This window comes from Vibrio hepatarius (genome assembly GCF_011806575.1).
Lineage (GTDB): Bacteria > Pseudomonadota > Gammaproteobacteria > Enterobacterales > Vibrionaceae > Vibrio > Vibrio hepatarius_A.
Genome location: NZ_JAATOO010000017.1, coordinates 40,352 through 61,807, shown reverse-complemented (window position 1 = coordinate 61,807; position 21,456 = coordinate 40,352). Strand labels below are relative to the sequence as shown.

Below are 21,456 nucleotides of genomic sequence, written 5' to 3'. Positions count from 1 at the left end.
TTATCTCAAATTCAGTGATCCCACTCTTCTGTCCGTTTACTTCCTTGATCATTCTTCCCTATGAGTTAGTGAATTTGATTGGGTGAGGCGTATTTCCCTTGATCATCTTTCCGAGTTTCGTTCCAAGACTGAGCCGCCATAAAGTGCACGTGGGCTTCGATCAACTGATGTGAGCGCGTCTGCCAGCTCTCTTGTGTCTGTTGATTACAAAACTCGAGACTCAATACCGCTAAGTGCTGCAAGCGTTTCATGCACCAATCTCTTAGATTGAGTTCATTAACAGGGTTACACGCGACTTGCTGAAGGCGGCTGTAGGCCAGTTGCAGGTATTGGTAGGCTTTTTCTGGCGCGCTATAACGAGCTTGCAAGTAAATCTGCAGACAACCATCGAGCCAATATCCGATCGCCGCGCTTTGCGTTTCGTTGACTTCAGGTCCCCACAACTCAGTAGGAGTGTTGAGGATCAATACCTCCAACTCTTGATCATGTTTCCGGTTTTGATGCAGATCTGCGATATCGTCTAACCACTTGTCTAGTCGTTCCATACCATTCCCACCCTGAAAATTAATCTATCGAGATGAATTGGGTTTGCTGTTTGTATCAGTGTGGTTGAGGAAATGACGCTTTGCCAAATCGTACGACGCGAATAAGGTTGTGAGCTGGCTCGATAAATCGACTATTGAACAAACATGTCTAGGATAAATAGAGTGTGAAAAGAGCACTGAGGAAGAGAAAAATGAGAGCGCGATCTACTCACAAATAGTAGGGACAATTCTTTAAATGTACTGCCACTATTGGGGTCTAGCAAAGTCTATTTATAGAAAAATTGGTAAGAGTTTCTAATCTATTAGCGGTATCACATTCTCGAGCTAAAATTCTTAACAAGGGTATCGTGCTTTTGCTACAGATTAGCTGTCCCTTGCATGGTTTGTTCGGAGGTTACAATGTCCATTAATTCTATTGACCATGATGAAATGACTAAAATTGCAGAAACGTGGGACTTCACGGAAGAAGTAGAGTCACAAAAGCCAGTCAGAAGCGTTAAATCAGCGGAAGCTCGTCGCCGTATTGAAGCATTGAGAGAGATCCGAGAAAGTGGTTTAACGATTGAAGAGGCAAAAGAGCTGGGCCTTATTCACTAGCTCTTACTCACATTGCAAATACGTTAGGGTGGCGCAGTTAGCCACCCTTTGTTTTTTCGGTATTTTTTTGATCTGATCCGCTACTCACACCTCGATTCCTTCTCAACATTCCAGTTTGATGTGGTATATTCCCACTCCATATTTTTACAGATACAGAGCTGTCCTATGTCGATTAACCTTTCAAACCTTCCTGCTGAAGAGAAAAATAAGGTTGAACTAGATAAACAAGCGTCGTTTTTGGTGTGGAAGCTGCGAGAAGCGAAAGCCGGTCCTGACGAAATCGATCAGGAAGCAGCGAAAATCCGAGATGAAAACGAAAGGTCGTTCTTCTTAGAATCTGTGGCTAAATATAAGCGAGTAATGGGCGTAGCTTGATCCCCATTTCTTTGCAAATGGCGAAAAATTGAAATGATGACGCTTTTTGCTAAAATCCTTCGCGTTAAATTGAATTAGAGAGAACATCCCGATGGGAAGAAGTTTTGAAGTGCGCAAAGCCTCTATGGCGAAAACAGCGGGCGCAAAAATTAAAGTTTATTCCAAATACGGTAAAGAAATTTACATGTGCGCGAAAAATGGCGGTGCAGACCCAGACATGAACTTGTCTCTTAAGCACCTGATCGCGAAAGCGAAAAAAGACCAGGTTCCTGCACACGTTATCGACAAAGCGATTGACAAAGCAAGTGGCGGCGGCGGTGAAGATTACGTTCCTGCGCGTTACGAAGGCTTTGGACCTGGTGGTACCAGTGTCATCGTTGATTGTCTAACAGATAACGGCAACCGTACTTTCCAAGATGTTCGCCAGTGTTTTGTAAAAACAGGCGCGAAAATTGGTGTTGAAGGTTCTGTGTCTCACATGTTCGATCACCAAGCGGTATTCCAGTTCAAAGGCGATGACGACGAAGTTATTCTAGAAACGCTAATGATGGATGATGTTGATGTGACTGACGTTGAACTTGAAGACGGTGTGATCACGGTATTTGCTCCTCACACTGAATTCTTCAAAACCAAGACGGCACTAAACAATGCGTTCCCTGATCTGACTCTTGACGTAGAAGAGATCACGTTCGTTCCGCAAACTCACACGCCAATCGCGGGTGAAGATGCCGAGAAATTCCAGAAGTTCCTAGACCTTCTAGACGATTGTGATGACGTTCAGCAGGTTTACCACAACGCTGAGATGTAATCGCAAGCCAAAATACAAAACCGAGCATCAATGCTCGGTTTTTTTATGCCTTGGAAACCACATTCGGGTTAATAATCCAAGCGGACAACTTACGAACTTGCGGCAAAATCGTCAGGTTGAGTAGCAGCGCTGATGGCCAGGCGAGCACAAAGCCTTTCATCCAGATTGCCGGCCAAGCCGCGTTAAACCCGAGATTAATCCCGCTCATCAGCCCCGACATCAAGAATGCCATCGTAAACGAAGAAAGTAGGGTAGTGACCAAAAATTGCTTGCGGCTCATAGTTTCTCCTCATTGGGTGTTGTTATTTTGTTGTCAGTGAAGATATAACTACTCAATACTGAAAAAAATAGTCAGGTTTAGAACTATGAATTCCATATTTGGAAACATTGACGACTTATACCTATTTTGTAGTGTGGTGGAAGAAGGCTCATTGCTTGCCGCATCCAAGAAGCTCCAGTTGCCTGTGTCGACGATGTCTCGTCGAATTTCAGCGCTAGAAGCGCGTCTCAGCATGCGTTTGTTGGAAAAGAAGGGCAGAGAGTTAGTTGCTACGCAAAGTGGCTCTGAGGCGTTTGAGCGGCTGCGTAGTGGGATGGAATCGATAGAGTCGGGTTTCGCCCAGATGATTTCGCACACTCAAGAAGTATCAGGAAAAATCAAGCTCGCCCTACCGCACAACTTTTATCGCGCTTTCGTCGGTGACGTGGTGGAGGACTTTCTTGCCGAGTATCCTCAAGTGTCACTGGATTTGGTCCTAAGCCAAGAGCAAGCGATCCCGCAAACTGACCGAGATCTGTTGATCACCTTCGACTTGTCGGAGATGGATGATATGGTTGCTCGGCCACTGTTTGTGGCCGAGCACGGTTTTTTTGCCAGTCCGGATTACCTTGCCAACGCACCAGCCGTCGAAGACCTAGCGTCACTTGCCAGTTTAGATTGGGTCAGTGTTGACCGTGAGAATGACATTCCGGTCTACCAAGGTGAGTGTCTCGTCGACATCATTCAAGTTAAACCTAAGTTGATCGTCAACGACATTCTTGCGGTTTGTACCGCAGTCGAAAAAGGTTTGGGCGTGGCATCGCTGCCGTTTCGTCATGTGCATGAAGAGATGAATATGGTGCGAGTTTTACCACAGTATAAACGTAGTCCGCGCCAAGCGTATTTAGTGTACCGCCAGCGTCGTTATCAACCCAAAGCGCTGACGCTGCTAGTCGAACGTTTGTTAAAAGGCGTTGAAAAAATGCAAATCACTCATCGCTTTACAGTGTAAAGTTGAGTCTCAAATAAGGTCTAAGGATAGAAGATGAATAAAGTTGTTATCGTCACTGGGGCAGGGCGAGGAATTGGCGCGGAAACCGCAAAACTGTTGGCGTCTCAAGGTTACGCGGTGTGCGTGAATTACCTCAAGAATCGGCGACGTGCCAATCAAGTCGTTGAAGACATTACGCAAAGTGGTGGAGTCGCTTTCGCTTACCAAGCTGATGTGTCACAAGAAGATCAAGTCCAAGCGATGTTTCGTGCCGTAACAGAGCATTTCGGAGAAGTGACACACTTGGTGAACAACGCTGGTATTTTATTTACCCAGTCAACGCTCAACCAAATCTCAGTCGAGCGTTTTAAAAACGTGCTCGATAGCAACGTCATCAGCTGTTTTGTTTGTTGTAAAACCTTTATCAACCAGCTCAGTGAGCACAGCCAAGGGGCGATTGTGAATGTATCGTCTGCGGCGTCGAGAAGCGGAGCGCCGTTTGAATACGTTGATTACGCAGCGTCAAAAGGAGCGATGGATTCATTGACCAAAGGGCTATCGCTTGAACTTGCAGCCAGAGGCATACGTGTGAATGGCGTAAGACCAGGGTGCATTTATACCGAGATGCACGCCGATGGGGGGGAACCCGACAGAGTGGACCGCTTGGCTTCACAACTGCCAATGCAACGCGGTGGCACAGCGCAAGAAGTGGCGGAAGCGATCGCTTGGTTATTGTCTGACAGTGCGTCTTACGTCACAGGCTCGTTTATCGAACTCGCTGGCGGCCGTTAGTTCCGCTACAACTATAGCGAGCCCATTGCTCGTGTGTAGAAGCAAGGTTCAATGTGAGTTAAACTTAACCACGTAATTCAACGCAGGGGTATCTATGTCCAATCCATCTTCTGATTCAACGGCACAAAAGAAAAAAACATTTTCACCAAAACCTGAAAACTACAAAGTTAGTCTAAAATATGAGGGCATGTCGCTGAAGGAAGAGTGTGAAAACCGCTCGATAGCTGAGTTAAAAAGGAAGTATGCGAGATAAATATGGCGCTTATCATGACAGATACTGTTACCCAGAGAGCGACGTTCTTACTAACCTGCTGAATCTGAGGGACGGTGACGAACTTGCTGAGGCTGAAATAGCCATTACGGCAGAGCGTTATCGTACCTATCAAAGTGAACTCACTTCTATCGAAGAGTTTACGTTTTCCCATCTTAAAGACTTACATTTTCATCTTTTCCAAGACTTGTATCACTGGGCAGGGCAACTGCGCGAAGTGGATATTTCAAAAGGTGATACTCGTTTCTGCACCGTGCCGAGAATAGCGATTGAAGGCGAAAAGCTGTTCAAATTGATCCCCAAGCTTGCCGAGATTTCCGATCAAGAACAGTTGATTGAAGAAGTTGCTTCGCTGTTTTGCGAGATTAATTTGCTGCATCCGTTTCGCGAAGGTAATGGCCGCGTACAGCGCTTTTTCTTCGAAGAAATGTTGTTTGTCCTCGGCTACGATTTAACTTGGCCGCCGCTTTCTAAAGCACATTGGGTGGATGCCAATATTGCTGGTGTGTATCTTAATCTGGAACCGCTCAAAGCCATCTTCCGCCAAGCTATCGTCAAACTATAAAAACGCCAAGCCTGATAGCAGACTTGGCGTGGTTGTTTTATTGTTCGGAGAGTGCGTTATCCGCTCAATGATTTATTGTGTGTACTGGTTTTCGCTGCTTAAGTGCGATAACTAATTGTGGTAACAGCGACATGGCGATCATCCCTGCCATTAATCCATATTGGACAACGGTGTAGTTTTCGCCGAGTAGAATCAACCCGGTGACAATCCCAGCAATCGGGTTGGCGATGCCACCAAAGGTAAAGTCCACCACGCTCATACGTTGCAGTAGCCATACGTACAAACCATATCCCAGCGCCGTGTTGAGTACCGCCACCCAAATCAGCCCCAACGCGTTTTTTAGCGAGATGCCACTCAGCGTCGTTACATAGTTCTCTGTAGTAAACACCGAATGAATGGCTGACAGCACGACCAGCACCAGTCCGCCTAAGATCAGTTGCCACGTTAGTACCTTCCACCAGTGCATACGTGCGCCGAGAGATTTGGTGATTGAGCTACCGACAACGATGCAAGAGATCGCCGCCAGCATCGCCAGTAAACCGATTGGGTTTAGGCGGATTGAACTTGGATCAAACAGCATCCATGCGAGTAATACTAACGCGGCGCCACATAGCGCTTGAATCGCACTGGGGCGCTGTTTGTTTTTAAGCCAATGAAACAACATCGCAAATACCGGTACGGACACCATGCCAACGCCGGAGATCGCAGAAGGTAGAGTTAATGCCATAACAAAGATTAGCGCAAAGAAGGCCGCGATGTTGATCGTCCCAAGCGTGATCAGCACTTTCCACTCGTCTCGTGTTGGCAAGGTAGGTTTGATCATCAGCAGCAATAATCCGGCTGGAAGAGCACGCAGCGCGCCCAGCAACAATGGTGGCCAATCCGTCAGTGTAAATTGAGTCACTGCGTAGGTCGTTCCCCAGAAAAATGAGGGAATCATAGCGAGTAATATGTTCATTGATTTTATCTTTACGTTAAGATAATTGACTTGGAATGTACGCCCTGATTGGTTCTTTGTAAAGTATCTTTATGTTAAGATACTTGCCAGTCTCAATTCGTTTGCGGAGAAGCGTCGATGGACGTTGTGGATCGTCTGACCCAGCAATGGGCGTTGGAAAAACCGGAACTGGATACCGAACCTATGGCCATCATGGGGCGGATCTTGCGTATTGCTAAACACATGGAAACCGAAGTCGCGCAACTGCACAAACGCTATGGGCTTAAACTCGGTGAGTTCGATGTGCTAGCAACGCTGAGACGCAGCGGTGAGCCGTTTTGTCTCACGCCGTCAGAATTAATGGGTTCGATGTTACTTACTTCTGGTGCGATGACGCATCGGCTAGACAAGCTTGAATCGAAACAGCTTATTGTTCGTACTCATAGTAAAGCGGACCGCCGCAGTGTGACAGTGAAACTGACGGCGAAGGGGATTCGATTGATTGATGAGCTGCTGGAATTGCACGTTGAACTGCAGCACCGCTTGATCAGCGGAATGGACGTCGAGCACAAAGCGCAGCTTAACCAAATGCTCAAGCTCTGTTTGGCTGAGTTTGAGTAACCGCTCATCCTAGCCCAAATTACACTGTAAATCGCCAAACTGATGCTATCGCGTTGAGTAAACATAGTTTTCACCGCTAGCGGCACGTAATCGCCCCGTTTGTTTGGCGAGGGTGTAAAATAAATAAACCACTCGTATTAATTGGATTACCCCATGCATCAAATAACGAATTCTGACCTCCTTACGTTTATGGTTTCGAAGCATGAACCAGGACTTGCGGTGAACAACCCTGCGACTGGTGAACTGCTCGGTTACGCGCCTATTCTGCAACACCAGCAGATTGAAGCGGCGGTGGAACGTGCGCATCACGCGCAGCGAGTGTGGGCGAAATTACCTGCAAAAAGCCGTTCACAACTGCTGAACCAGTGGTATCACTTGCTGGTGGACAACCAAGAAGACCTCGCGCGTTTGATGACCTTAGAGCAGGGGAAACCGCTTGCCGAAGCTAAAGGGGAAGTGCTGTATGGCGCCAGCTTTGTCGAGTGGTTTGCCGAAGAGGGCAAGCGTACTTACGGTGAATCGATCCCTGCCCCTTCTGGTGACAAGCGTATTGTTACCATTAAACAACCCGTTGGCGTCGCGAGTGCCATTACGCCGTGGAATTTTCCGATTGCGATGATTACCCGTAAAGCCGCTCCTGCGTTGGCTGCCGGTTGTAGTTTTATCGTTAAGCCTGCCGAGCTCACACCGCTATCGGCTTTTGCTGTGGTGCAGTTGGCCTATCAAGCGGGCATCCCGCGCGATGTGTTGCAAGTGGTGTTGGGAGAAGACGCTGCGCAAGTCGGGTCGATATTTACCTCGCATCCTTTGATTCGCAAGCTATCGTTTACCGGGTCAACGCGCGTTGGTCGTATTTTGATGGAACAAAGTGCACACGATATTAAACGCACCTCTATGGAGCTAGGCGGAAACGCACCGTTTATCGTGTTTGACGATGCAGATATTGATGCTGCAGTGCAGGGTGCGATCGCGTCTAAGTTCCGCAATGCGGGGCAAACGTGTGTATGCGCCAACCGCTTTTATGTGCACAGCAGCGTATACGATGAGTTTATCGAAAAATTTGCCGCACAAGTGGAGCAACTTAACGTCGGTAACGGCTTAGAAGAGGGGATTAACGTCGGCCCGGTGATCAGCCAAACGGCGAAAGATAACATTCTTGCTGTGATCGAGCGGGCTCTCGAACAAGGTTCTGAGGTGGCGACAAAACGCGTCGAGCATGATGGCTTATTTGTTGCGCCAGTGGTGCTGAAAAATGTTCGCCATGACATGGAGATCGTGTCACAAGAGATCTTCGGCCCTGTCGCGCCAGTGATTGCGTTTGACAGCGACGAGCAATTGATTGAAATGGCCAATGACACCATTTACGGTTTAGCGTCTTACTTTTATAGCCAGAATATCGCTCGTGTATGGAATGTTGCGGAAGCGCTTGAGTACGGAATGGTGGGCATTAATGAAGGCATTATTTCGACCGAAGTAGCCCCTTTTGGTGGCGTTAAACAGTCCGGTATTGGCCGCGAGGGAGCCAAGCAAGGTATTGACGAATATATGAATATCAAATACCTCTGTTTTGGTGGACTATAACCAGACTGGACGATTGTTGAACCTTACAATTAATGACAATTCTGTTAATTTTTGATTAACCCATGTTCGAAGCATGGTTATCCTTGTACGCTGTTATTGGTGATAAAATGAACAGTGGAGAAGGGCCATGTCTATTGCCAATAAAGGAATTCCATGCGTATTGAGTATGATGCTCGCATCCCCGCTTGCTCTGGCTCAAGAACAAATCAACATTGTCGGCTCATCAACCGTCTATCCTTTTGCTACGGTCGTTGCGGAACGATTCGGCAAATCTACTCACTTTTCTGTCCCTAAAATTGAATCGACCGGCTCTGGTGGCGGCTTAAAGCTCTTCTGCTCTGGTGTCGGTGGTAACACCCCAGATATCACAAATGCGTCGCGTAAAATTAAGTCTAGTGAAATTGAGTTGTGCAAGAAAAACGGGGTGAACGACGTCATCGAAATTCAAATTGGTTACGATGGAATTGCCTTTGCTAACTCGACTAAGTCTGCTCAGCTTGATGTGACGATCAAAGAACTGTATATGGCGTTAGCAAAAGTTCTGCCGAATGAAAAAGGTGATTTGGTGGACAACCCGTATCAAACTTGGCAGCAAATTAATCCTGACTTTCCTAATGTTGGTATCGAAGTATTAGGTCCGCCACCAACATCGGGTACTCGAGATGCGTTTGTTGAGCTAGTGATGGAAGCTGGGTGTGATGAACTTCCCGCGATGAAAGCGCTCGCTAAGGTGGATAGCAAGAAACATAAGGCAGCTTGTCAAGGTCTTCGCGAAGATGGTGCGTTTGTTGAAGCCGGAGAAAACGACAACCTTATCGTGCAGAAGCTGGCATCGAATCCCAATGCGTTTGGTATTTTTGGGTATAGTTTCTTAGACCAGAATCGCGACAAGGTGCAAGGCGCTAAAATTAATGGTGTAACGCCGTCATTTGACGCCATTGGTGATGGAAGTTATCCAGTATCTCGCTCGCTGTTTTTTTACATCAAAAAAGCCCATGTTGGCACAGTGGCCGGGCTACACGAATATGCGTTGGCTTTTACCAGTGAAGATGCGATTGGAGAAGAAGGGTATTTGACTGACCGAGGTTTGATCCCGCTTTCTGAAGCCGATTGGAAAAAAGTACGCCAAGCGGCTGAGAGTTTAACGCCTAATCTATAACGCATATGCTGCCGCTGTATATTGTAATACTGGCTGTTTTGGCTTTTCTTGTTGGTCGGTTCAAAGCAGTCAGAGTCGCCTCTCATTTGGGCGGCGTAAGGCACTTGCATTCATTGCCCAGCTATTATGGTTGGTTTGTTATGTGGGTGGTGACGCTGCCTGTTATCTCATTCTGTTTATTGTGGATGGTGTCGGAGCATTGGATTATCCGCTACCTGACGCTTTCTCACTTCACCGCGCTATATCCCCTACAACAAGCGGGAATTCAAGAAGATCTGCTGTACGCGCGAATTGTCGCTGGGCTCGGTGGCGAGACGTCCGACGATCCTTTTTACAAGGCACTCTTTCAAGCTCAACAGTATTATCGTGCGCTTGAAGTTGAAAATGACAAACTGTTTTTTATCGGTCTGGTACTGCTAGTCGCATTTCTTCTATTTGTCGGTATTAGCCAAGTTAAGCCTTACTTCCGCGCTCGCCCCAAAGTGGAGAAGGTGGTGCGTTGGCTGCTGATCCTCTGCTCTTCTATCGCGATTTTGACCACTGTTGGTATTGTACTTTCTGTCTTGTTTGAGTCAGTGCGGTTTTTCTCAACTATCCCCGTTCCAGATTTTCTATTTGGTACCCATTGGTCGCCCCAGATTGCCATTCGCGCCGACCAACAAGGTGCAAGTGGTGCCTTTGGCGCTGTTCCTTTGTTTATTGGTACATTGCTGGTGACGTTGATCGCGATGTTGGTAGCAGCACCGATTGGGTTATTCAGCGCTATTTATTTAGCGGAATACGCGTCAGAGAAAACCCGAACGTACATCAAACCGATCATGGAAATATTAGCGGGTATTCCGACGGTGGTGTATGGCTTTATTGCTGCGCTGATGATTGCCCCAGCTATCCGTTCCGCAGCTGAAACCTTGGGCAGCGACAGCGTGTCTTCAGAAAGCGCATTGGCCGCGGGCTTGGTAATGGGCGTGATGATCATCCCTTTTGTTTCGTCTTTGTCTGATGATGTCATTCGAGCTGTGCCACAAAGTATCAGAGATGCCTCTCTTGCGATGGGCGCGACGCACTCTGAAACCATAAAGAAAGTGGTATTACCTGCTGCATTACCTGGAATTGTCGGGGGCTTACTGTTAGCAGTATCTCGAGCCATCGGTGAGACGATGATTGTCGTTATGGCAGCAGGTTTATCGGCGAACTTGACTTTCAACCCGTTGGAGTCGGTAACTACGATAACGGTACAAATCGTGACGTTGCTGGTAGGAGATCAAGAATTTGACAGTGCAAAAACACTGGCTGCGTTTGCTCTGGGGTTAACCTTGTTTGTCGTGACGCTGATCCTAAACGTCATTGCCTTGCGTATTGTGAAAAAGTATCGAGAGCATTATGAGTGATTCACAGCAACACCTGACCCAGAAAAAAATAGCGACTATTCGCCAGTCTCTGGTCAAGCGTAAACGCTCAGAAACGCGCTTTCGAGCCTACGGCGTCGTGTCGATATTGTGCTCTTTGTCCTTTTTGGTTTTTCTTTTGACTTCTGTGATTGCTACTGGTGTGGGGGCGTTTATCAGCTCTGAAATCGAGCTAACGCTTCGCTTGGACAAACAAAGTCACCAAACCTCTCCGCGCAGTTTGATTCGTGACCAGCTAAAAATAGAATTCCCTGACGTTACCAGCCGCTCCGAGCGTCGAGAGCTATATAGGTTGGTCTCGGTCGAATCAGAATACATATTGCAGCGGAAGTTAGTAGAGCAAGCGTTGTCTGATACTTCGCTGTCGGTGTGGTTACCGATGAGTGACAAGTTCAATCAATATCGCAAAGGATCGAGTAAAGTTGCGATGAGTGAGCAAGAGTTGAATTGGTACCACTCTTTGCTGGAGCAAGAACGGATTCGCACTACGTTTAACTGGCGATTTTTTTCACTCGGAGACAGCCGAAATCCAGAGGTGGCTGGTATTGCAGGGGCGTTTATGGGGTCTTTGTTTACTTTGCTCACGACCATGCTGTTGAGTTTTCCTATTGGTGTCGGTGCAGCAATTTATCTTGAAGAGTTTGCTCCCAAAAATACGCTTACCGATATCATCGAGGTTAATATCAACAACCTTGCTGCAGTCCCTTCTATCGTGTTTGGCTTGCTTGGTTTAGCTATCTTTCTCAATGTGTTGGAACTGCCGAGATCAACCCCACTGGTGGGCGGGTTGGTTTTAACATTAATGACGTTGCCAACCATCATTATCTCTAGTCGGGCTTCTTTGAAGTCCGTGCCACCTTCCATCCGCGATGGGGCGTTAGCGATGGGAGCCTCTCGGACACAGGTCGTCTTTCATCACGTTGTGCCATTGGCGTTACCGGGTATGTTTACCGGAACCATTATTGGCATGGCGCAAGCGTTGGGTGAAACAGCACCTTTACTGATGATTGGGATGGTGGCGTTTATTGTCGATGTGCCGCAAGGATTTCTCGATGCGGCGACCGCTTTGCCTGTTCAGATCTTTCTCTGGTCTGAAAATCCAGAGCGTGGCTACGTAGAGCTGACTTCTGCGGCTATTATTGTCTTGCTGTTTTTCTTATTTTTGATGAATGGCGTGGCACTTTATCTAAGGCGAAAGTTGGAAACAAGGTGGTAGTTATGAGCGAATTAGAGCAGTCACCGATGCGTTTAAACGCACCCCTGTGCAGAGTGTTCCCTAGTGCGAAGCCATCACATCAAACCATAGGAGTTTTCAGTAGTGATCGAGCCGGTATGACAACTAAACACGTCAACGTGTTCTATAGCGAGGAACAAGCGATTTATGACGTCAGTCTAGACTTAGGTCGGGGAGAAGTCCTAGCCCTTGTCGGGCCTTCTGGGTGTGGTAAATCGACGTTTCTACGTTGTCTAAATCGAATGAATGATACGGTGCTTGGTTGTGTTGTTCAGGGTGGAATAGCCCTTAGCAATACCGATATTCAGTCTCTAGAGCCGGAAGAGCTACGTTCTAGAGTCGGGATGGTCTTTCAAAAGCCTAATCCTTTTCCAAAATCGATTTATGACAATGTCGCTTATGGTCCAAAGATCCATGGTTTGGTCGAACACAAGGATGAACTGGACGAGCTGGTGGAGCAGTCATTGAAAAAATCAGGATTGTGGGAAGAAGTGTCGTCACGGTTGCACTTACCTGCGACAGGCTTGTCTGGCGGGCAACAGCAACGCTTGTGTATCGCCCGCGCTATTTCGATCAGCCCGGAAGTGATTTTAATGGATGAGCCTTGTTCTGCCCTTGACCCAATTGCGACGGCGGTCATTGAAGAACTGATTCTAGAGTTGAAAGAGAATTTCACCATTGGAATGGTGACCCATTCGATGCAACAAGCACAGCGAATCTCAGATCGAACGGCGTATTTTCACTTGGGGCAATTGATTGAGGTTAACCCAACCAAACAAATGTTCGAGCAACCTATTCACTCTCTGACAAAAGGGTACTTGCAAGGACATTTCGGCTGATTGGGAAGGGTTTTCGTTTCTACTCTGTACCTAACTGAGTGAGTACTGTTTTCTGCTCCTCGTGGCTCATTTGTGTTAAGGGGAGGTCGGCGAGCTTAACCAATCGCTCGCGTAATATTTGGTATGCATCCTGAAGAGCTCCTTTGGCGCTTGCGCTCTCGTCAGCCAAAGGGTTGTCTAGTGACCAGTTCACACGCACGCCGTCACCTAACCAGTTTGGACAGGCCTCATGGTGCACGGTGTCACACACTGAAATGACAAAGTCGGGGTGAAACCCAATAAACTCTTCCCAAGATTTACTACGAAATGTCCCAGTGTCTACTTCGATTGATTTAAGGAACTCAATCACTTGAGGCTGTATTTCACCTGTTGGTTCGCTGCCAGCACTACGTATTTCGTAGTTATTGGGCAACACTCTTTGTGCGACTGCTTCAGCTAGAATACTTCTGCAGGAATTGTGGCGGCATACAAACAGTAACTTCATAACCATTCCTTCGACTTTTCATTGTGTAAAAAGGGGAGTGATCCGATATTAGAGAATCAATTTGAAGATTTTGTGACAGAGCAATGTAGGTGCTTGCGTGGAATTAGGAGTGCTTCAAAAGTCAGAAAACTATTCTGATTGATGGATAAACAAGCAAGACTCACCGAAGTGAGTCTTGCAGCTGTGAATTTGTTGTTGAGTGATGACTACGACTCAATTGGTACCACTAAGATATCGACGGGTGATTTGTTGATCAGGTGCTGAGAGTAGGAAATAATTCGGCTCCAGAAATCTTGGTGGTGACCACAAATCAACAAATCAACTCCGTTGCCTGCGATCACTTCATGCAATTTTTCACTCAGATCGCCCGTACCAACGATGATTTTTTTCACCGGATAATCGGTGCTGGCGTCAAATTCTTTCAACTGCTCCATTGTATGTTCGTTAACTGGTCTCAAATCGGGGTTAGCCTTAATATCCACTAAATCAGGATAGATCTCCCCATGAGTACCATCGATGTGAATAAACGAGATATCAGAACCAAGCTGCTTCGCTAAAAACGTCGCTCGCTCAATAAGGATGTTACTCTGCTCTGAAAGCTCAATAGCGACCATGATGTGTTTGTATTGCATATCCAACCCCTAATTGAAATCGACCATTTAAGCATAGTCTTAATTAGGAGAAATTGGTGCCTGTCAGATCGCGAATTACTCACAAAATTCTCATATTCATCTCTTTGACTACTCAAGTGTTTTTCATTTTCCGTGTCGCGTTTATTCCCTCACATCCGCCTAGCATTCAAGTAAGGAATTGATGCAGGCAGCAAAGTCGGTTTTGTTCAGTTTCGTACAAATGAAGCATAACTGATTGCTGTTTGATGGTTTTCTTATTTTATGAGAAATAGATGTTTAAATTGTTTATATATTCTTACTTATTGAGAATAAAATTTGTCGAAGAAATTATCTGACGATACAACATGAGCACCAACTCGATGAAACAAAGCAATGGACAGGTCAACGAAAAGGTATTGCAGCTTTTGATGCAAGTGGCGGTGAATGACGAGCCCGTCACCGCTAAGCAGTTGAGCGACCAGGTAGGCACGCCAATCAGCAGCCTCTATCGCCACCTCAAGCTATTGAAAGAATGGAATCTAATCGAAGAAAGTCCAAGTGACAAAACCTTGATCATCGGTCCAGCAGCATTGATGCTAATGCGCAGCTACAAGAATAGCCAACACGATTTGGATGCAGTGGATTTGGTTTTGAATCGACTGCAAAAACAAACCGGCGAAATGTCGGCCTACATGGTCCCAGTTGGTTATCGTGCGCTGTGTGTGAGCAGAAAAGAGAGCATGCAGGCGCTTCGTTGCAGTTACGTCCAGGGTCAAAGTCAACCCCTGCTGCGAGGCGCCTCATCCCGAGTTATGTTGGCATATATGCCTGCTCAGCGGTGCGAAAAAATACTGCGATACTTTGGTGAGCAAGACAAAATTGTTCAATGGCAGCAAAAGTTGGAGCAAATTCGCAACCAAGGCTATGCCGTTAGTACTTCTGAGATTGACTCGGGCGTTTCCGGGATCAGCGCACCAGTGATGAAAGGCAGTAAGCTGATCGGCGCCGTCTCTGTAATGGCACCAGCGCATCGGGTTGAAACGAATCAACAAAAAATCATTTTACACGTTCTTCAGGCAGCGAGGGCTTTGCCCCCAGAAAGGTAATCGCAATGTTTGGGCTATTTCGACGTAACAAAACCGAGAATATTATTGGACTTCCGTCTCACCAACTCACACTGATCAGCGTGAGCGAACAGCTTAAATCAATGAAGCTGGTGGATTTCGAAATGGCAGACCAGAGCTTAGAAGAAGTGTATGAATGGCTATCGCAACAAGACAGACACCATTGGTTGAACGGCGGCCATTTCAATCTCAAGCAGCAGCCAAGTAGCAAATTTCAGCTGCACCTTAGTCGTCTTTTGGGCTCTGATTCGTTACCAGTGGTGCTGACCAATAACGTTGAGACGTTGCTACACAGCTTGCCTTTACTGCATACGCCGCGCCGCGAGTTAGGCATCATCCATATCGGTCGACGCTTTGAGCTAAAAGCGCCGCTTGAACCGGATATTGGCTCGGCTTACCATTTTGCGCTTTCTCGCTACAACGAATGTCGTCTATTTTGTATTGGTATCGACAACTCACAAAATGATGAGCGCAGCATTGAGTATGCCGAAGACCTAGGCTGTGACTGGATGACGATGCAAGAGTGCGGTTTCAGCCATCGGTTTCACGTTAAACAGCAGATCGCGAGTTACTTATCTCATTGTGAAGATGTTGTCGTGAACATTGATCTGGAGTGTTTGTACCCGAGTGCTCGTATAGAGTCGGCAAGCTGGTTGGAGGTGCAAATGGTGAGTCGCATGCTGAGACAACTTTTGATTTCAGGAAAGGTACGTCACATTCAGTTGGTTGGATACAAAGATAAGCACCTATACTCCAAACAGACACTGAATCTGTTGCATGATATGGCGGAAATGTTTCCCGTCAATCACCGAGCGGCGTGACATACTCTAATTTTGTCAGGCGCTAAAAACACAAAAGCTGGCGTTAAAGCCAGCTTAGTTTTTTGGGTTTGCACATTAAGATTGTTTGTTCGCGTTTTTGCTTGAGTCTTTCCAGTACTGAATTCGAACGCGATGCAATTGTGCTTTTCTCATTTTCTTCATGATATTCCCTCATTTAGAACATTTGTGCTCGTCATTGAGCTTATTTGATTGTGGTTCCTCATGAACAGGATCCAATTTATCCAGCTACTTAAAATTTAGCTAGGTTTAAGATCACATTTTTTTGCATAAATTCGATATATTACTCTGTAAAATTGAAGAGCCACGCACTTTAATAAGTTTGCCATGTAAATCGAGAAAAACTGTAATCTGCAATTAATCTTAAATAAACAATAGCTTAACTTATTTGTCATCTTGGTTGCCTAGCATCTGCTCGCTAACGAATAAAAACTAATCCAGCAAGGAGTCAGCGATGTGGAACCGTGATGAACAAGATTCGCAGTTTAGCCAAATGATCGAAGCGAGATTGTCTCGCCGTCGTTTTTTAGTCGGTACAGCAGCGGTGAGCGCTGGTGCCTTCCTTTCATTAAACCCAATTGCAAAAGCGTTCGCAGCAGACAAGCAAAGCGCACTGCTCAATTTCGAGGCGGTGCCAGTGTCCACGTCAGACGAAATTGTCGTACCGAAAGGCTACAAAGCGAAACCACTACTGTCATGGGGAGACCCAATTTTCTCGGGCGCACCAGAGTTTGATCAGAGTGGTAAACAAGATTCTAAAGCACAACAACGTCAGTTTGGTGATAACACCGATGGTATGAGTTTGTTCTCGATCAGCGACGATCGTGCGGTGATCGCGGTAAACAACGAATACACCAACTATGAATACCTGTTTGATCATGGCGGTGACGCGATGACAGCAGATGATGTATTAAAAGCGCAAGCAGCACACGGTGTCACGGTGTTTGAGATCGTTAAGTCTGGTGGTGAATGGAAGCTAGATAAAGACGGTAAACGCAACCGTCGTATCACCGCAAACACAGAGATGATGCTAACTGGACCCGCTACTGGTCACGCACTGATGAAAACCGAACTTGACCCATCTGGTATGAAACCGCTGGGTACATTCAACAACTGTGCAAACGGTCAAACACCTTGGGGTACATACCTGACGTGTGAAGAGAACTTCCACGGTTACTTTGGTACTCGTGAAGAAGGCGCAGATATTTCTGCTGACCACAAACGCTATGGCATTAAAGCGGCACCAAGCAGCTACCAATGGCACGATGCCGACGAGCGTTTTGACGTAGCTAAGCACCCAAATGAACCGCACCGGTTTGGTTGGGTTGTGGAAATCGACCCGCATAACCCAGACGCAACGCCACTAAAACGTACTGCACTTGGCCGCTTTAAACACGAAAACGCGGCGGTTGTGGTGAACGACGACGGCCACGTGGTGGTGTATCTAGGTGATGACGAGCGCGGTGAGCACCTATACAAGTTCGTTTCTAAGCATAAATACAAACCTGGCAACGACAAGGCGAACCGCGATCTGTTGGAAGAAGGCACGTTGTATGTCGCGAAATTCGACATGGACGACAAAGAGCTGAAAGGCAACGGTGAATGGATCGAGCTGACTTACGGCAAAAATGGCTTAACCAAAGAAAACGGCTTTAACGATCAAGCTGAGGTGATGATCTTCGCTCGTCGCGCGGCAACGCAAGTCGGTGCAACGACGATGGATCGCCCTGAATGGGTTGCGGTTCACCCAGACAATAAGCACGTTTTCTGTACCCTGACTAACAACAAAAACCGTGGCGTCAAAGAAAACCAACCAGTGGGTGGCCCTAACCCTCGTGCGCAAAACAACTACGGTCAGATCGTACGCTGGATGCCTCAAGGTGGCGACCACACTAACAGTGGTTTTGAGTGGGATCTGTACCTCATTGCAGGTAACCCAGTAGTACACAAAGGCACGCCTTACGCGGGCAGTGAGAACATCAATGCGGATAACATGTTTAACAGCCCTGATGGCATTGGTTTCGATAAAGCAGGCCGTTTGTGGATTCAAACCGACGGTAAATACTCGAACAAAGGTGACTTTGCAGGGCAGGGGAATAACCAGATGCTGTGTGGCGATCCAATGACGGGTGAAGTGCGTCGATTCCTAACCGGGCCAATCGCGTGTGAAATCACCGGTCTGACTTTCTCGCCAGATTACAAAACCATGTTTGTTGGCGTTCAGCACCCAGGTGAAGATGGCGCACCGTCGCACTTCCCAGCCGGTGGCAACAGCAAACCGCGTTCCACCATTGTGGCGATTACTCGTGAAGATGGCGGCGTGATTGGCGCGTAACTGCATTAACCAAAACCAGTAGTTTAAGGGGCTCAATGCCCCTTTTTTTATCGCTGGATAAATGCAGGATATTTATGCGCCTGTCCACATAATATTTGTGACTTAGAGATTGTTTACCACTAAATGTAGTTGCCAGCGCCATACGGTAACCCTATATTGAAAAGGTACCTCAATAACATCAAGGTGTAGAGACCGAATAACTTTTTAAGTGAATACAATAAACTGAACGCAATAGAGACACGAGCCTTAACAAGTGTGGCTTGTTGAGAGTGAATCCAAAACGTAAAAGAATAAAGTATTGCATAACGGCCTTTAACTTCATCCGAAGCTGCATCTTGGGTTAGCCAGGTACTGGTGTTTAACCACAAGGGGAGGTTAGTTATGGTTTCAGTGATTATATTCGCATTAGCCATTGTTGTTTTCTTTGGTTGCTGGACCGCACAGCATGGATTGCCAGTTCTCGGTATGAAGCTTGATGAGTCTGATCAGTTATTGCTCGCTGAAGTGTTAGGCGAGGAAGTCTTAGAGGCATAGTTCGCCCAGCGAAGTAGAGACAAAAAAGGAGCGTTTAGCTCCTTTTGTCGTTTCTAGCGCCGCCAAACTGCTTATTTCTTCTTTGGATGCTTTCTCGCCAGCAAATTATTGGTGCATTCGCATTTTAAATACTGCTATCATCTGCTGGAAATAGTCGGGGAGCCGAAAGGCTGAGATCGCATAGCGAGACCCGTAGAACCTGATTCAGTTAGCACTGGCGTAGGGAACTATTAGCGTCGCATCTTTATTCTGTGCGAGGCACTCGCTGTAAGTAGGATACTTCCACTCTCTACTTGGGCAGAGTCAGTTCTTATACGTCTTGTAGTAGGAGCGACCATGCCGCATTCACAAGACACCACCCCAATCGTATTAACCATCGCAGGCTCAGACAGCGGCGGCGGTGCGGGAATTCAAGCCGATATCAAAGCCATCTCTGCCACCGGCAGCTACGCGTGTTCGGTGATCACCGCGATTACCTCTCAGAACACCCGGGGCGTCCGCTCAATACATCCCGTGCCACTCGAGCATATTGAAAGCCAACTCGACGCGGTGTTTTCTGACCTCAATATCGTCGCGGTGAAAATCGGCATGCTGGCGGATGCGAATATCATTCAGTTGGTGGCGCGCAAGCTAAGACAATACACGCCAAAGTTCTTGGTGATTGACCCTGTGATGGTCGCCACCAGCGGTGATCTTTTGTTGCAACAGAACGCTATCAGCACCCTCAAACAAGAGTTGATCCCTATGGCTGATTTGTTAACGCCCAACTTACCTGAAGGGGCGGCTTTAGTGGGTAAACCTGTGCCGCAAAGTGAAGAAGAAATGGGGGCGCTGATCGCCGATTTACGTGCGTTGGGTGCGCATTCGGTGCTGTTGAAAGGCGGTCATCTTGAGCAAGACGCCAACAGCAATGATTTGCTTATCCAACCGCACTCCAGCGAATTGCTACGCGCCAAACGTCACCTAACGGTAAACACGCATGGCACTGGTTGTACGCTCTCTTCGGCGATCGCTTCTTATCTGGCGCAAGGTAACCGATTACATAAAGCGGTCTACCTTGGTAAACAATACATTTCACAGGCGATTGCCCATGCTGATGAACTGGCGGTTGGTGGTGGTCATGGTCCGGTGCACCATTTTTTCAATGGCCATGTGAATGTGCGTTAAGGTGTATTTCACCGTGTAGGAATTTGTCTCATCCTAAATACTTACTTTCACGAAATTGACAAGAAGTTGATTAAAGAAATCACGCAGAGGCGTCTAATAGAATCCATCGTCTATCAACGACCCATGAAGCGAAAACGTGAAAGAGTATCTAATAAACAAGCGAGCTGGATTAGCACTGCTGGGCACATTTATTCTTGTGACTGCCGTGGTTTCATTCGTCGTATCTCCGATCAATCTGACGGGTAAAGTGTCAGATAATGTCGGGATGTTTTTTACTCTTTTTACGGATTCAGCAGGCTCGCGTGGTTTTCTTTTAACTCTTGGGCTATTACTCGCTGTTACGGTCAAGCTGACTGGGATTAATCGTCAGTTACTGGCTCAACTGCTGCAACTTGGTGTGATTTTGGTGATTGGCTTTGCGGCTAAAACGGGGCTAAAGCAGATGACAGAAAGTCCGCGCCCGTATACCGAAGTGCTTGCCCACGAACTGCTCATCCCACAACCTGAACACTTTTATAATCTGACCACAGAGCAACAAACGCAGGTGCTTAAAAAAGTGGCAGAGAAAGTCAGCCCTTGGCGAATCCAGCATTGGCAGGGTGAGACGGATTACTCTTTTCCTTCGGGCCATACGGTGTTTGTCGCGATCTGCTTGGTGTTCTTTGGCAATATCTTCTTGCAACGCAAACAGTATGTGTTGAGTGCGGTTTTGCTGGTCTGGGCGCTCAGTGTTGCCTACAGCCGATTGTGGCTTGGCATGCATAGACCGGTTGATCTTATCGGTGCGGCGTCATTTATTGCGTTGGTGTACATGTTAACGCCAACTTTTGAAGGGGTGTCGTACAAGCTTCAGCAACGCCTCGTTCAGTAGGTGGGGTAACACTCGCGAAACGGGCAATCAACATTCCGCTGCGCGACAGCAGACTCTGAGCAACGGAATGTTAGAAAAGGGCGCGAAATTCATAAATCACGCATTAAGGTTTCAAACTCTTCATTGGCTTCCACGATTAAGTGGTTTAGTTCAGACGCGTCTTTATCGTGCAGATCCAGCGCCCATTGCGCTTTACCTTGTTTGCCATAAACCTGAGTGCGACCATTCAGTTTCTTAAAGCCAACGTCGCACAGCTCTGCTTTGTGGTGTTGCTTATTCTCAATAATTTCCACGTCCAGTATGCCGACAGGGTTAACTTCAATATGAGCATGGAAGTGCGTGGTGCCTTTCAGCTCGTATTTTCTGTGTACCGAGATCATTGTTTGCTCCTTGCTTAGTCTGCCTACATTCCCACTAAGTGTAGGACAGCGTTCGGCGCTTATTTATGAAACAAACATGAACTTTGATACAGATTAATATTCGCCGAATTGTATCCTGTAAATGCTTGATT

Annotated in this window: 24 protein-coding genes and 1 riboswitch; of the genes, 18 read left to right on the top strand and 6 right to left on the bottom strand. The window is 47.0% G+C overall.

What is annotated here, in order from left to right; genetic code table 11:
- Positions 1 to 65: 65 nt before the first annotated feature.
- Positions 66 to 545 (bottom strand): transcriptional regulator, encoded by a 480-nt coding sequence (locus tag HCZ42_RS14300; RefSeq protein ID WP_167421329.1) that lies wholly within the window; start codon positions 543 to 545, stop codon positions 66 to 68.
- A gap of 399 nt (positions 546 to 944) precedes the next feature.
- Between HCZ42_RS14300 and HCZ42_RS14295 the strand changes: the two genes are divergently transcribed.
- The 3 genes from HCZ42_RS14295 (at position 945) to HCZ42_RS14285 (ending at position 2,325) form a co-directional block, all read left to right on the top strand.
- Positions 945 to 1,142 carry a PA3496 family putative envelope integrity protein gene (locus HCZ42_RS14295; protein WP_053409311.1) on the top strand — a complete coding sequence of 66 codons (198 nt, stop codon included), beginning with the start codon at positions 945 to 947 and terminating at the stop codon, positions 1,140 to 1,142.
- A 165-nt stretch (positions 1,143 to 1,307) separates the two neighbouring features.
- Positions 1,308 to 1,517, top strand: a complete 210-nt coding sequence (locus HCZ42_RS14290) for a DUF3283 family protein (RefSeq protein WP_167421328.1) — start codon at positions 1,308 to 1,310, stop codon at positions 1,515 to 1,517.
- Positions 1,518 to 1,608: 91 nt separating this feature from the next.
- Positions 1,609 to 2,325 (top strand): YebC/PmpR family DNA-binding transcriptional regulator, encoded by a 717-nt coding sequence (locus HCZ42_RS14285; RefSeq protein WP_167421327.1) that lies wholly within the window; start codon positions 1,609 to 1,611, stop codon positions 2,323 to 2,325.
- Between the two features lie 43 nt (positions 2,326 to 2,368).
- On the opposite strand, the gene HCZ42_RS14280 is transcribed toward HCZ42_RS14285, so the two are convergent.
- A complete protein-coding gene (locus HCZ42_RS14280; RefSeq protein ID WP_167421326.1) occupies positions 2,369 to 2,605 on the bottom strand; it encodes a DUF2798 domain-containing protein in 237 nt (78 codons plus the stop codon).
- Between the two features lie 85 nt (positions 2,606 to 2,690).
- On the opposite strand from HCZ42_RS14280, the gene HCZ42_RS14275 reads away from it, so the two are divergent.
- The 3 genes from HCZ42_RS14275 to HCZ42_RS14265 all read left to right on the top strand — a co-directional run bounded on the left by HCZ42_RS14275 (position 2,691) and on the right by HCZ42_RS14265 (position 5,203).
- Positions 2,691 to 3,596 carry a LysR family transcriptional regulator gene (locus HCZ42_RS14275; protein ID WP_167421325.1) on the top strand — a complete coding sequence of 302 codons (906 nt, stop codon included), beginning with the start codon at positions 2,691 to 2,693 and terminating at the stop codon, positions 3,594 to 3,596.
- Positions 3,597 to 3,629: 33 nt separating this feature from the next.
- Entirely contained in the window at positions 3,630 to 4,367 is a 738-nt protein-coding gene (locus HCZ42_RS14270; RefSeq protein WP_167421324.1) for a glucose 1-dehydrogenase, read from the top strand.
- Positions 4,368 to 4,609: 242 nt separating this feature from the next.
- Positions 4,610 to 5,203: a Fic/DOC family protein gene (locus HCZ42_RS14265; RefSeq protein ID WP_167421323.1), complete on the top strand. Its 594-nt coding sequence runs from the start codon at positions 4,610 to 4,612 to the stop codon at positions 5,201 to 5,203.
- A gap of 64 nt (positions 5,204 to 5,267) precedes the next feature.
- Here the strand turns inward: HCZ42_RS14265 and HCZ42_RS14260 are convergent, their stop codons facing one another.
- Positions 5,268 to 6,143, bottom strand: coding sequence for a DMT family transporter (locus tag HCZ42_RS14260; RefSeq protein WP_439849001.1), 876 nt, complete (start codon positions 6,141 to 6,143; stop codon positions 5,268 to 5,270).
- Positions 6,144 to 6,278: 135 nt separating this feature from the next.
- On the opposite strand from HCZ42_RS14260, the gene HCZ42_RS14255 reads away from it, so the two are divergent.
- The 6 genes from HCZ42_RS14255 to pstB all read left to right on the top strand — a co-directional run bounded on the left by HCZ42_RS14255 (position 6,279) and on the right by pstB (position 12,980).
- A complete protein-coding gene (locus HCZ42_RS14255; RefSeq protein WP_167421321.1) occupies positions 6,279 to 6,761 on the top strand; it encodes a MarR family winged helix-turn-helix transcriptional regulator in 483 nt (160 codons plus the stop codon).
- Positions 6,762 to 6,914: 153 nt separating this feature from the next.
- The gene (locus tag HCZ42_RS14250) at positions 6,915 to 8,342 is read left to right on the top strand and encodes an NAD-dependent succinate-semialdehyde dehydrogenase (RefSeq protein WP_167421320.1); all 1,428 of its coding nucleotides are present in this window, start codon (positions 6,915 to 6,917) and stop codon (positions 8,340 to 8,342) included.
- A gap of 166 nt (positions 8,343 to 8,508) precedes the next feature.
- On the top strand, positions 8,509 to 9,501 hold the full coding sequence (locus HCZ42_RS14245; RefSeq protein WP_368484195.1) for a substrate-binding domain-containing protein: 993 nt from the start codon (positions 8,509 to 8,511) through the stop codon (positions 9,499 to 9,501).
- Positions 9,502 to 9,506: 5 nt separating this feature from the next.
- On the top strand, positions 9,507 to 10,889 hold the full coding sequence (gene pstC, locus HCZ42_RS14240) for a phosphate ABC transporter permease subunit PstC (protein WP_167421318.1): 1,383 nt from the start codon (positions 9,507 to 9,509) through the stop codon (positions 10,887 to 10,889).
- Positions 10,882 to 12,123: a phosphate ABC transporter permease PstA gene (pstA, locus tag HCZ42_RS14235; RefSeq protein WP_167421317.1), complete on the top strand. Its 1,242-nt coding sequence runs from the start codon at positions 10,882 to 10,884 to the stop codon at positions 12,121 to 12,123. The genes pstC and pstA overlap by 8 nt, the downstream gene beginning before the upstream one ends.
- Positions 12,124 to 12,239: 116 nt before the next feature.
- Complete coding sequence (gene pstB / locus HCZ42_RS14230; RefSeq protein ID WP_167421316.1) at positions 12,240 to 12,980, top strand: phosphate ABC transporter ATP-binding protein PstB; 741 nt, start codon at positions 12,240 to 12,242, stop codon at positions 12,978 to 12,980.
- Positions 12,981 to 12,999: 19 nt separating this feature from the next.
- Here the strand turns inward: pstB and HCZ42_RS14225 are convergent, their stop codons facing one another.
- Both HCZ42_RS14225 and HCZ42_RS14220 read right to left on the bottom strand, forming a co-directional pair.
- Positions 13,000 to 13,464, bottom strand: coding sequence for an arsenate reductase ArsC (locus tag HCZ42_RS14225; protein WP_167421315.1), 465 nt, complete (start codon positions 13,462 to 13,464; stop codon positions 13,000 to 13,002).
- Positions 13,465 to 13,670: 206 nt separating this feature from the next.
- The gene (locus tag HCZ42_RS14220; RefSeq protein ID WP_167421314.1) at positions 13,671 to 14,096 is read right to left on the bottom strand and encodes a universal stress protein; all 426 of its coding nucleotides are present in this window, start codon (positions 14,094 to 14,096) and stop codon (positions 13,671 to 13,673) included.
- Between the two features lie 344 nt (positions 14,097 to 14,440).
- Between HCZ42_RS14220 and HCZ42_RS14215 the strand changes: the two genes are divergently transcribed.
- From HCZ42_RS14215 to HCZ42_RS14190, 6 genes are all read left to right on the top strand, one after another.
- Positions 14,441 to 15,181, top strand: a complete 741-nt coding sequence (locus HCZ42_RS14215) for an IclR family transcriptional regulator (RefSeq protein WP_175579512.1) — start codon at positions 14,441 to 14,443, stop codon at positions 15,179 to 15,181.
- Between the two features lie 5 nt (positions 15,182 to 15,186).
- Positions 15,187 to 16,020 carry an arginase family protein gene (locus tag HCZ42_RS14210; protein ID WP_167421313.1) on the top strand — a complete coding sequence of 278 codons (834 nt, stop codon included), beginning with the start codon at positions 15,187 to 15,189 and terminating at the stop codon, positions 16,018 to 16,020.
- A 472-nt stretch (positions 16,021 to 16,492) separates the two neighbouring features.
- Positions 16,493 to 18,373 (top strand): PhoX family protein, encoded by a 1,881-nt coding sequence (locus tag HCZ42_RS14205; RefSeq protein WP_167421312.1) that lies wholly within the window; start codon positions 16,493 to 16,495, stop codon positions 18,371 to 18,373.
- A gap of 381 nt (positions 18,374 to 18,754) precedes the next feature.
- The gene (locus HCZ42_RS14200; protein WP_167421311.1) at positions 18,755 to 18,907 is read left to right on the top strand and encodes a hypothetical protein; all 153 of its coding nucleotides are present in this window, start codon (positions 18,755 to 18,757) and stop codon (positions 18,905 to 18,907) included.
- A gap of 145 nt (positions 18,908 to 19,052) precedes the next feature.
- Positions 19,053 to 19,150, top strand: a riboswitch (TPP riboswitch).
- 93 nt (positions 19,151 to 19,243) lie between these two features.
- Positions 19,244 to 20,074, top strand: a complete 831-nt coding sequence (gene thiD, locus HCZ42_RS14195) for a bifunctional hydroxymethylpyrimidine kinase/phosphomethylpyrimidine kinase (protein ID WP_167421310.1) — start codon at positions 19,244 to 19,246, stop codon at positions 20,072 to 20,074.
- A 136-nt stretch (positions 20,075 to 20,210) separates the two neighbouring features.
- A complete protein-coding gene (locus tag HCZ42_RS14190) occupies positions 20,211 to 20,945 on the top strand; it encodes a phosphatase PAP2 family protein (RefSeq protein ID WP_167421309.1) in 735 nt (244 codons plus the stop codon).
- Between the two features lie 89 nt (positions 20,946 to 21,034).
- Here HCZ42_RS14190 and HCZ42_RS14185 read toward each other — a convergent pair whose 3' ends face one another.
- Positions 21,035 to 21,325, bottom strand: a complete 291-nt coding sequence (locus tag HCZ42_RS14185; RefSeq protein WP_167421308.1) for a hypothetical protein — start codon at positions 21,323 to 21,325, stop codon at positions 21,035 to 21,037.
- Positions 21,326 to 21,456: the final 131 nt, after the last annotated feature.

Bases quoted from the DNA above. Each gene is read 5' to 3' on its own strand.
- pstA (WP_167421317.1), top strand. From the start codon at position 10,882: ATGAGTGATTCACAGCAACACCTGACCCAGAAAAAAATAGCGACTATT.
- HCZ42_RS14255 (WP_167421321.1), top strand. From the start codon at position 6,279: ATGGACGTTGTGGATCGTCTGACCCAGCAATGGGCGTTGGAAAAACCG.
- HCZ42_RS14185 (WP_167421308.1), bottom strand. From the start codon at position 21,325: ATGATCTCGGTACACAGAAAATACGAGCTGAAAGGCACCACGCACTTC.
- HCZ42_RS14210 (WP_167421313.1), top strand. From the start codon at position 15,187: ATGTTTGGGCTATTTCGACGTAACAAAACCGAGAATATTATTGGACTT.
- HCZ42_RS14275 (WP_167421325.1), top strand. From the start codon at position 2,691: ATGAATTCCATATTTGGAAACATTGACGACTTATACCTATTTTGTAGT.
- HCZ42_RS14245 (WP_368484195.1), top strand. From the start codon at position 8,509: ATGATGCTCGCATCCCCGCTTGCTCTGGCTCAAGAACAAATCAACATT.
- HCZ42_RS14205 (WP_167421312.1), top strand. From the start codon at position 16,493: ATGTGGAACCGTGATGAACAAGATTCGCAGTTTAGCCAAATGATCGAA.
- HCZ42_RS14260 (WP_439849001.1), bottom strand. From the start codon at position 6,143: ATGATTCCCTCATTTTTCTGGGGAACGACCTACGCAGTGACTCAATTT.
- thiD (WP_167421310.1), top strand. From the start codon at position 19,244: ATGCCGCATTCACAAGACACCACCCCAATCGTATTAACCATCGCAGGC.
- HCZ42_RS14220 (WP_167421314.1), bottom strand. From the start codon at position 14,096: ATGCAATACAAACACATCATGGTCGCTATTGAGCTTTCAGAGCAGAGT.
- pstB (WP_167421316.1), top strand. From the start codon at position 12,240: ATGACAACTAAACACGTCAACGTGTTCTATAGCGAGGAACAAGCGATT.
- HCZ42_RS14295 (WP_053409311.1), top strand. From the start codon at position 945: ATGTCCATTAATTCTATTGACCATGATGAAATGACTAAAATTGCAGAA.
- HCZ42_RS14200 (WP_167421311.1), top strand. From the start codon at position 18,755: ATGGTTTCAGTGATTATATTCGCATTAGCCATTGTTGTTTTCTTTGGT.
- HCZ42_RS14225 (WP_167421315.1), bottom strand. From the start codon at position 13,464: ATGAAGTTACTGTTTGTATGCCGCCACAATTCCTGCAGAAGTATTCTA.
- HCZ42_RS14280 (WP_167421326.1), bottom strand. From the start codon at position 2,605: ATGAGCCGCAAGCAATTTTTGGTCACTACCCTACTTTCTTCGTTTACG.
- HCZ42_RS14215 (WP_175579512.1), top strand. From the start codon at position 14,441: ATGAGCACCAACTCGATGAAACAAAGCAATGGACAGGTCAACGAAAAG.
- HCZ42_RS14285 (WP_167421327.1), top strand. From the start codon at position 1,609: ATGGGAAGAAGTTTTGAAGTGCGCAAAGCCTCTATGGCGAAAACAGCG.
- HCZ42_RS14250 (WP_167421320.1), top strand. From the start codon at position 6,915: ATGCATCAAATAACGAATTCTGACCTCCTTACGTTTATGGTTTCGAAG.
- HCZ42_RS14290 (WP_167421328.1), top strand. From the start codon at position 1,308: ATGTCGATTAACCTTTCAAACCTTCCTGCTGAAGAGAAAAATAAGGTT.
- pstC (WP_167421318.1), top strand. From the start codon at position 9,507: ATGCTGCCGCTGTATATTGTAATACTGGCTGTTTTGGCTTTTCTTGTT.
- HCZ42_RS14265 (WP_167421323.1), top strand. From the start codon at position 4,610: ATGCGAGATAAATATGGCGCTTATCATGACAGATACTGTTACCCAGAG.
- HCZ42_RS14270 (WP_167421324.1), top strand. From the start codon at position 3,630: ATGAATAAAGTTGTTATCGTCACTGGGGCAGGGCGAGGAATTGGCGCG.
- HCZ42_RS14300 (WP_167421329.1), bottom strand. From the start codon at position 545: ATGGAACGACTAGACAAGTGGTTAGACGATATCGCAGATCTGCATCAA.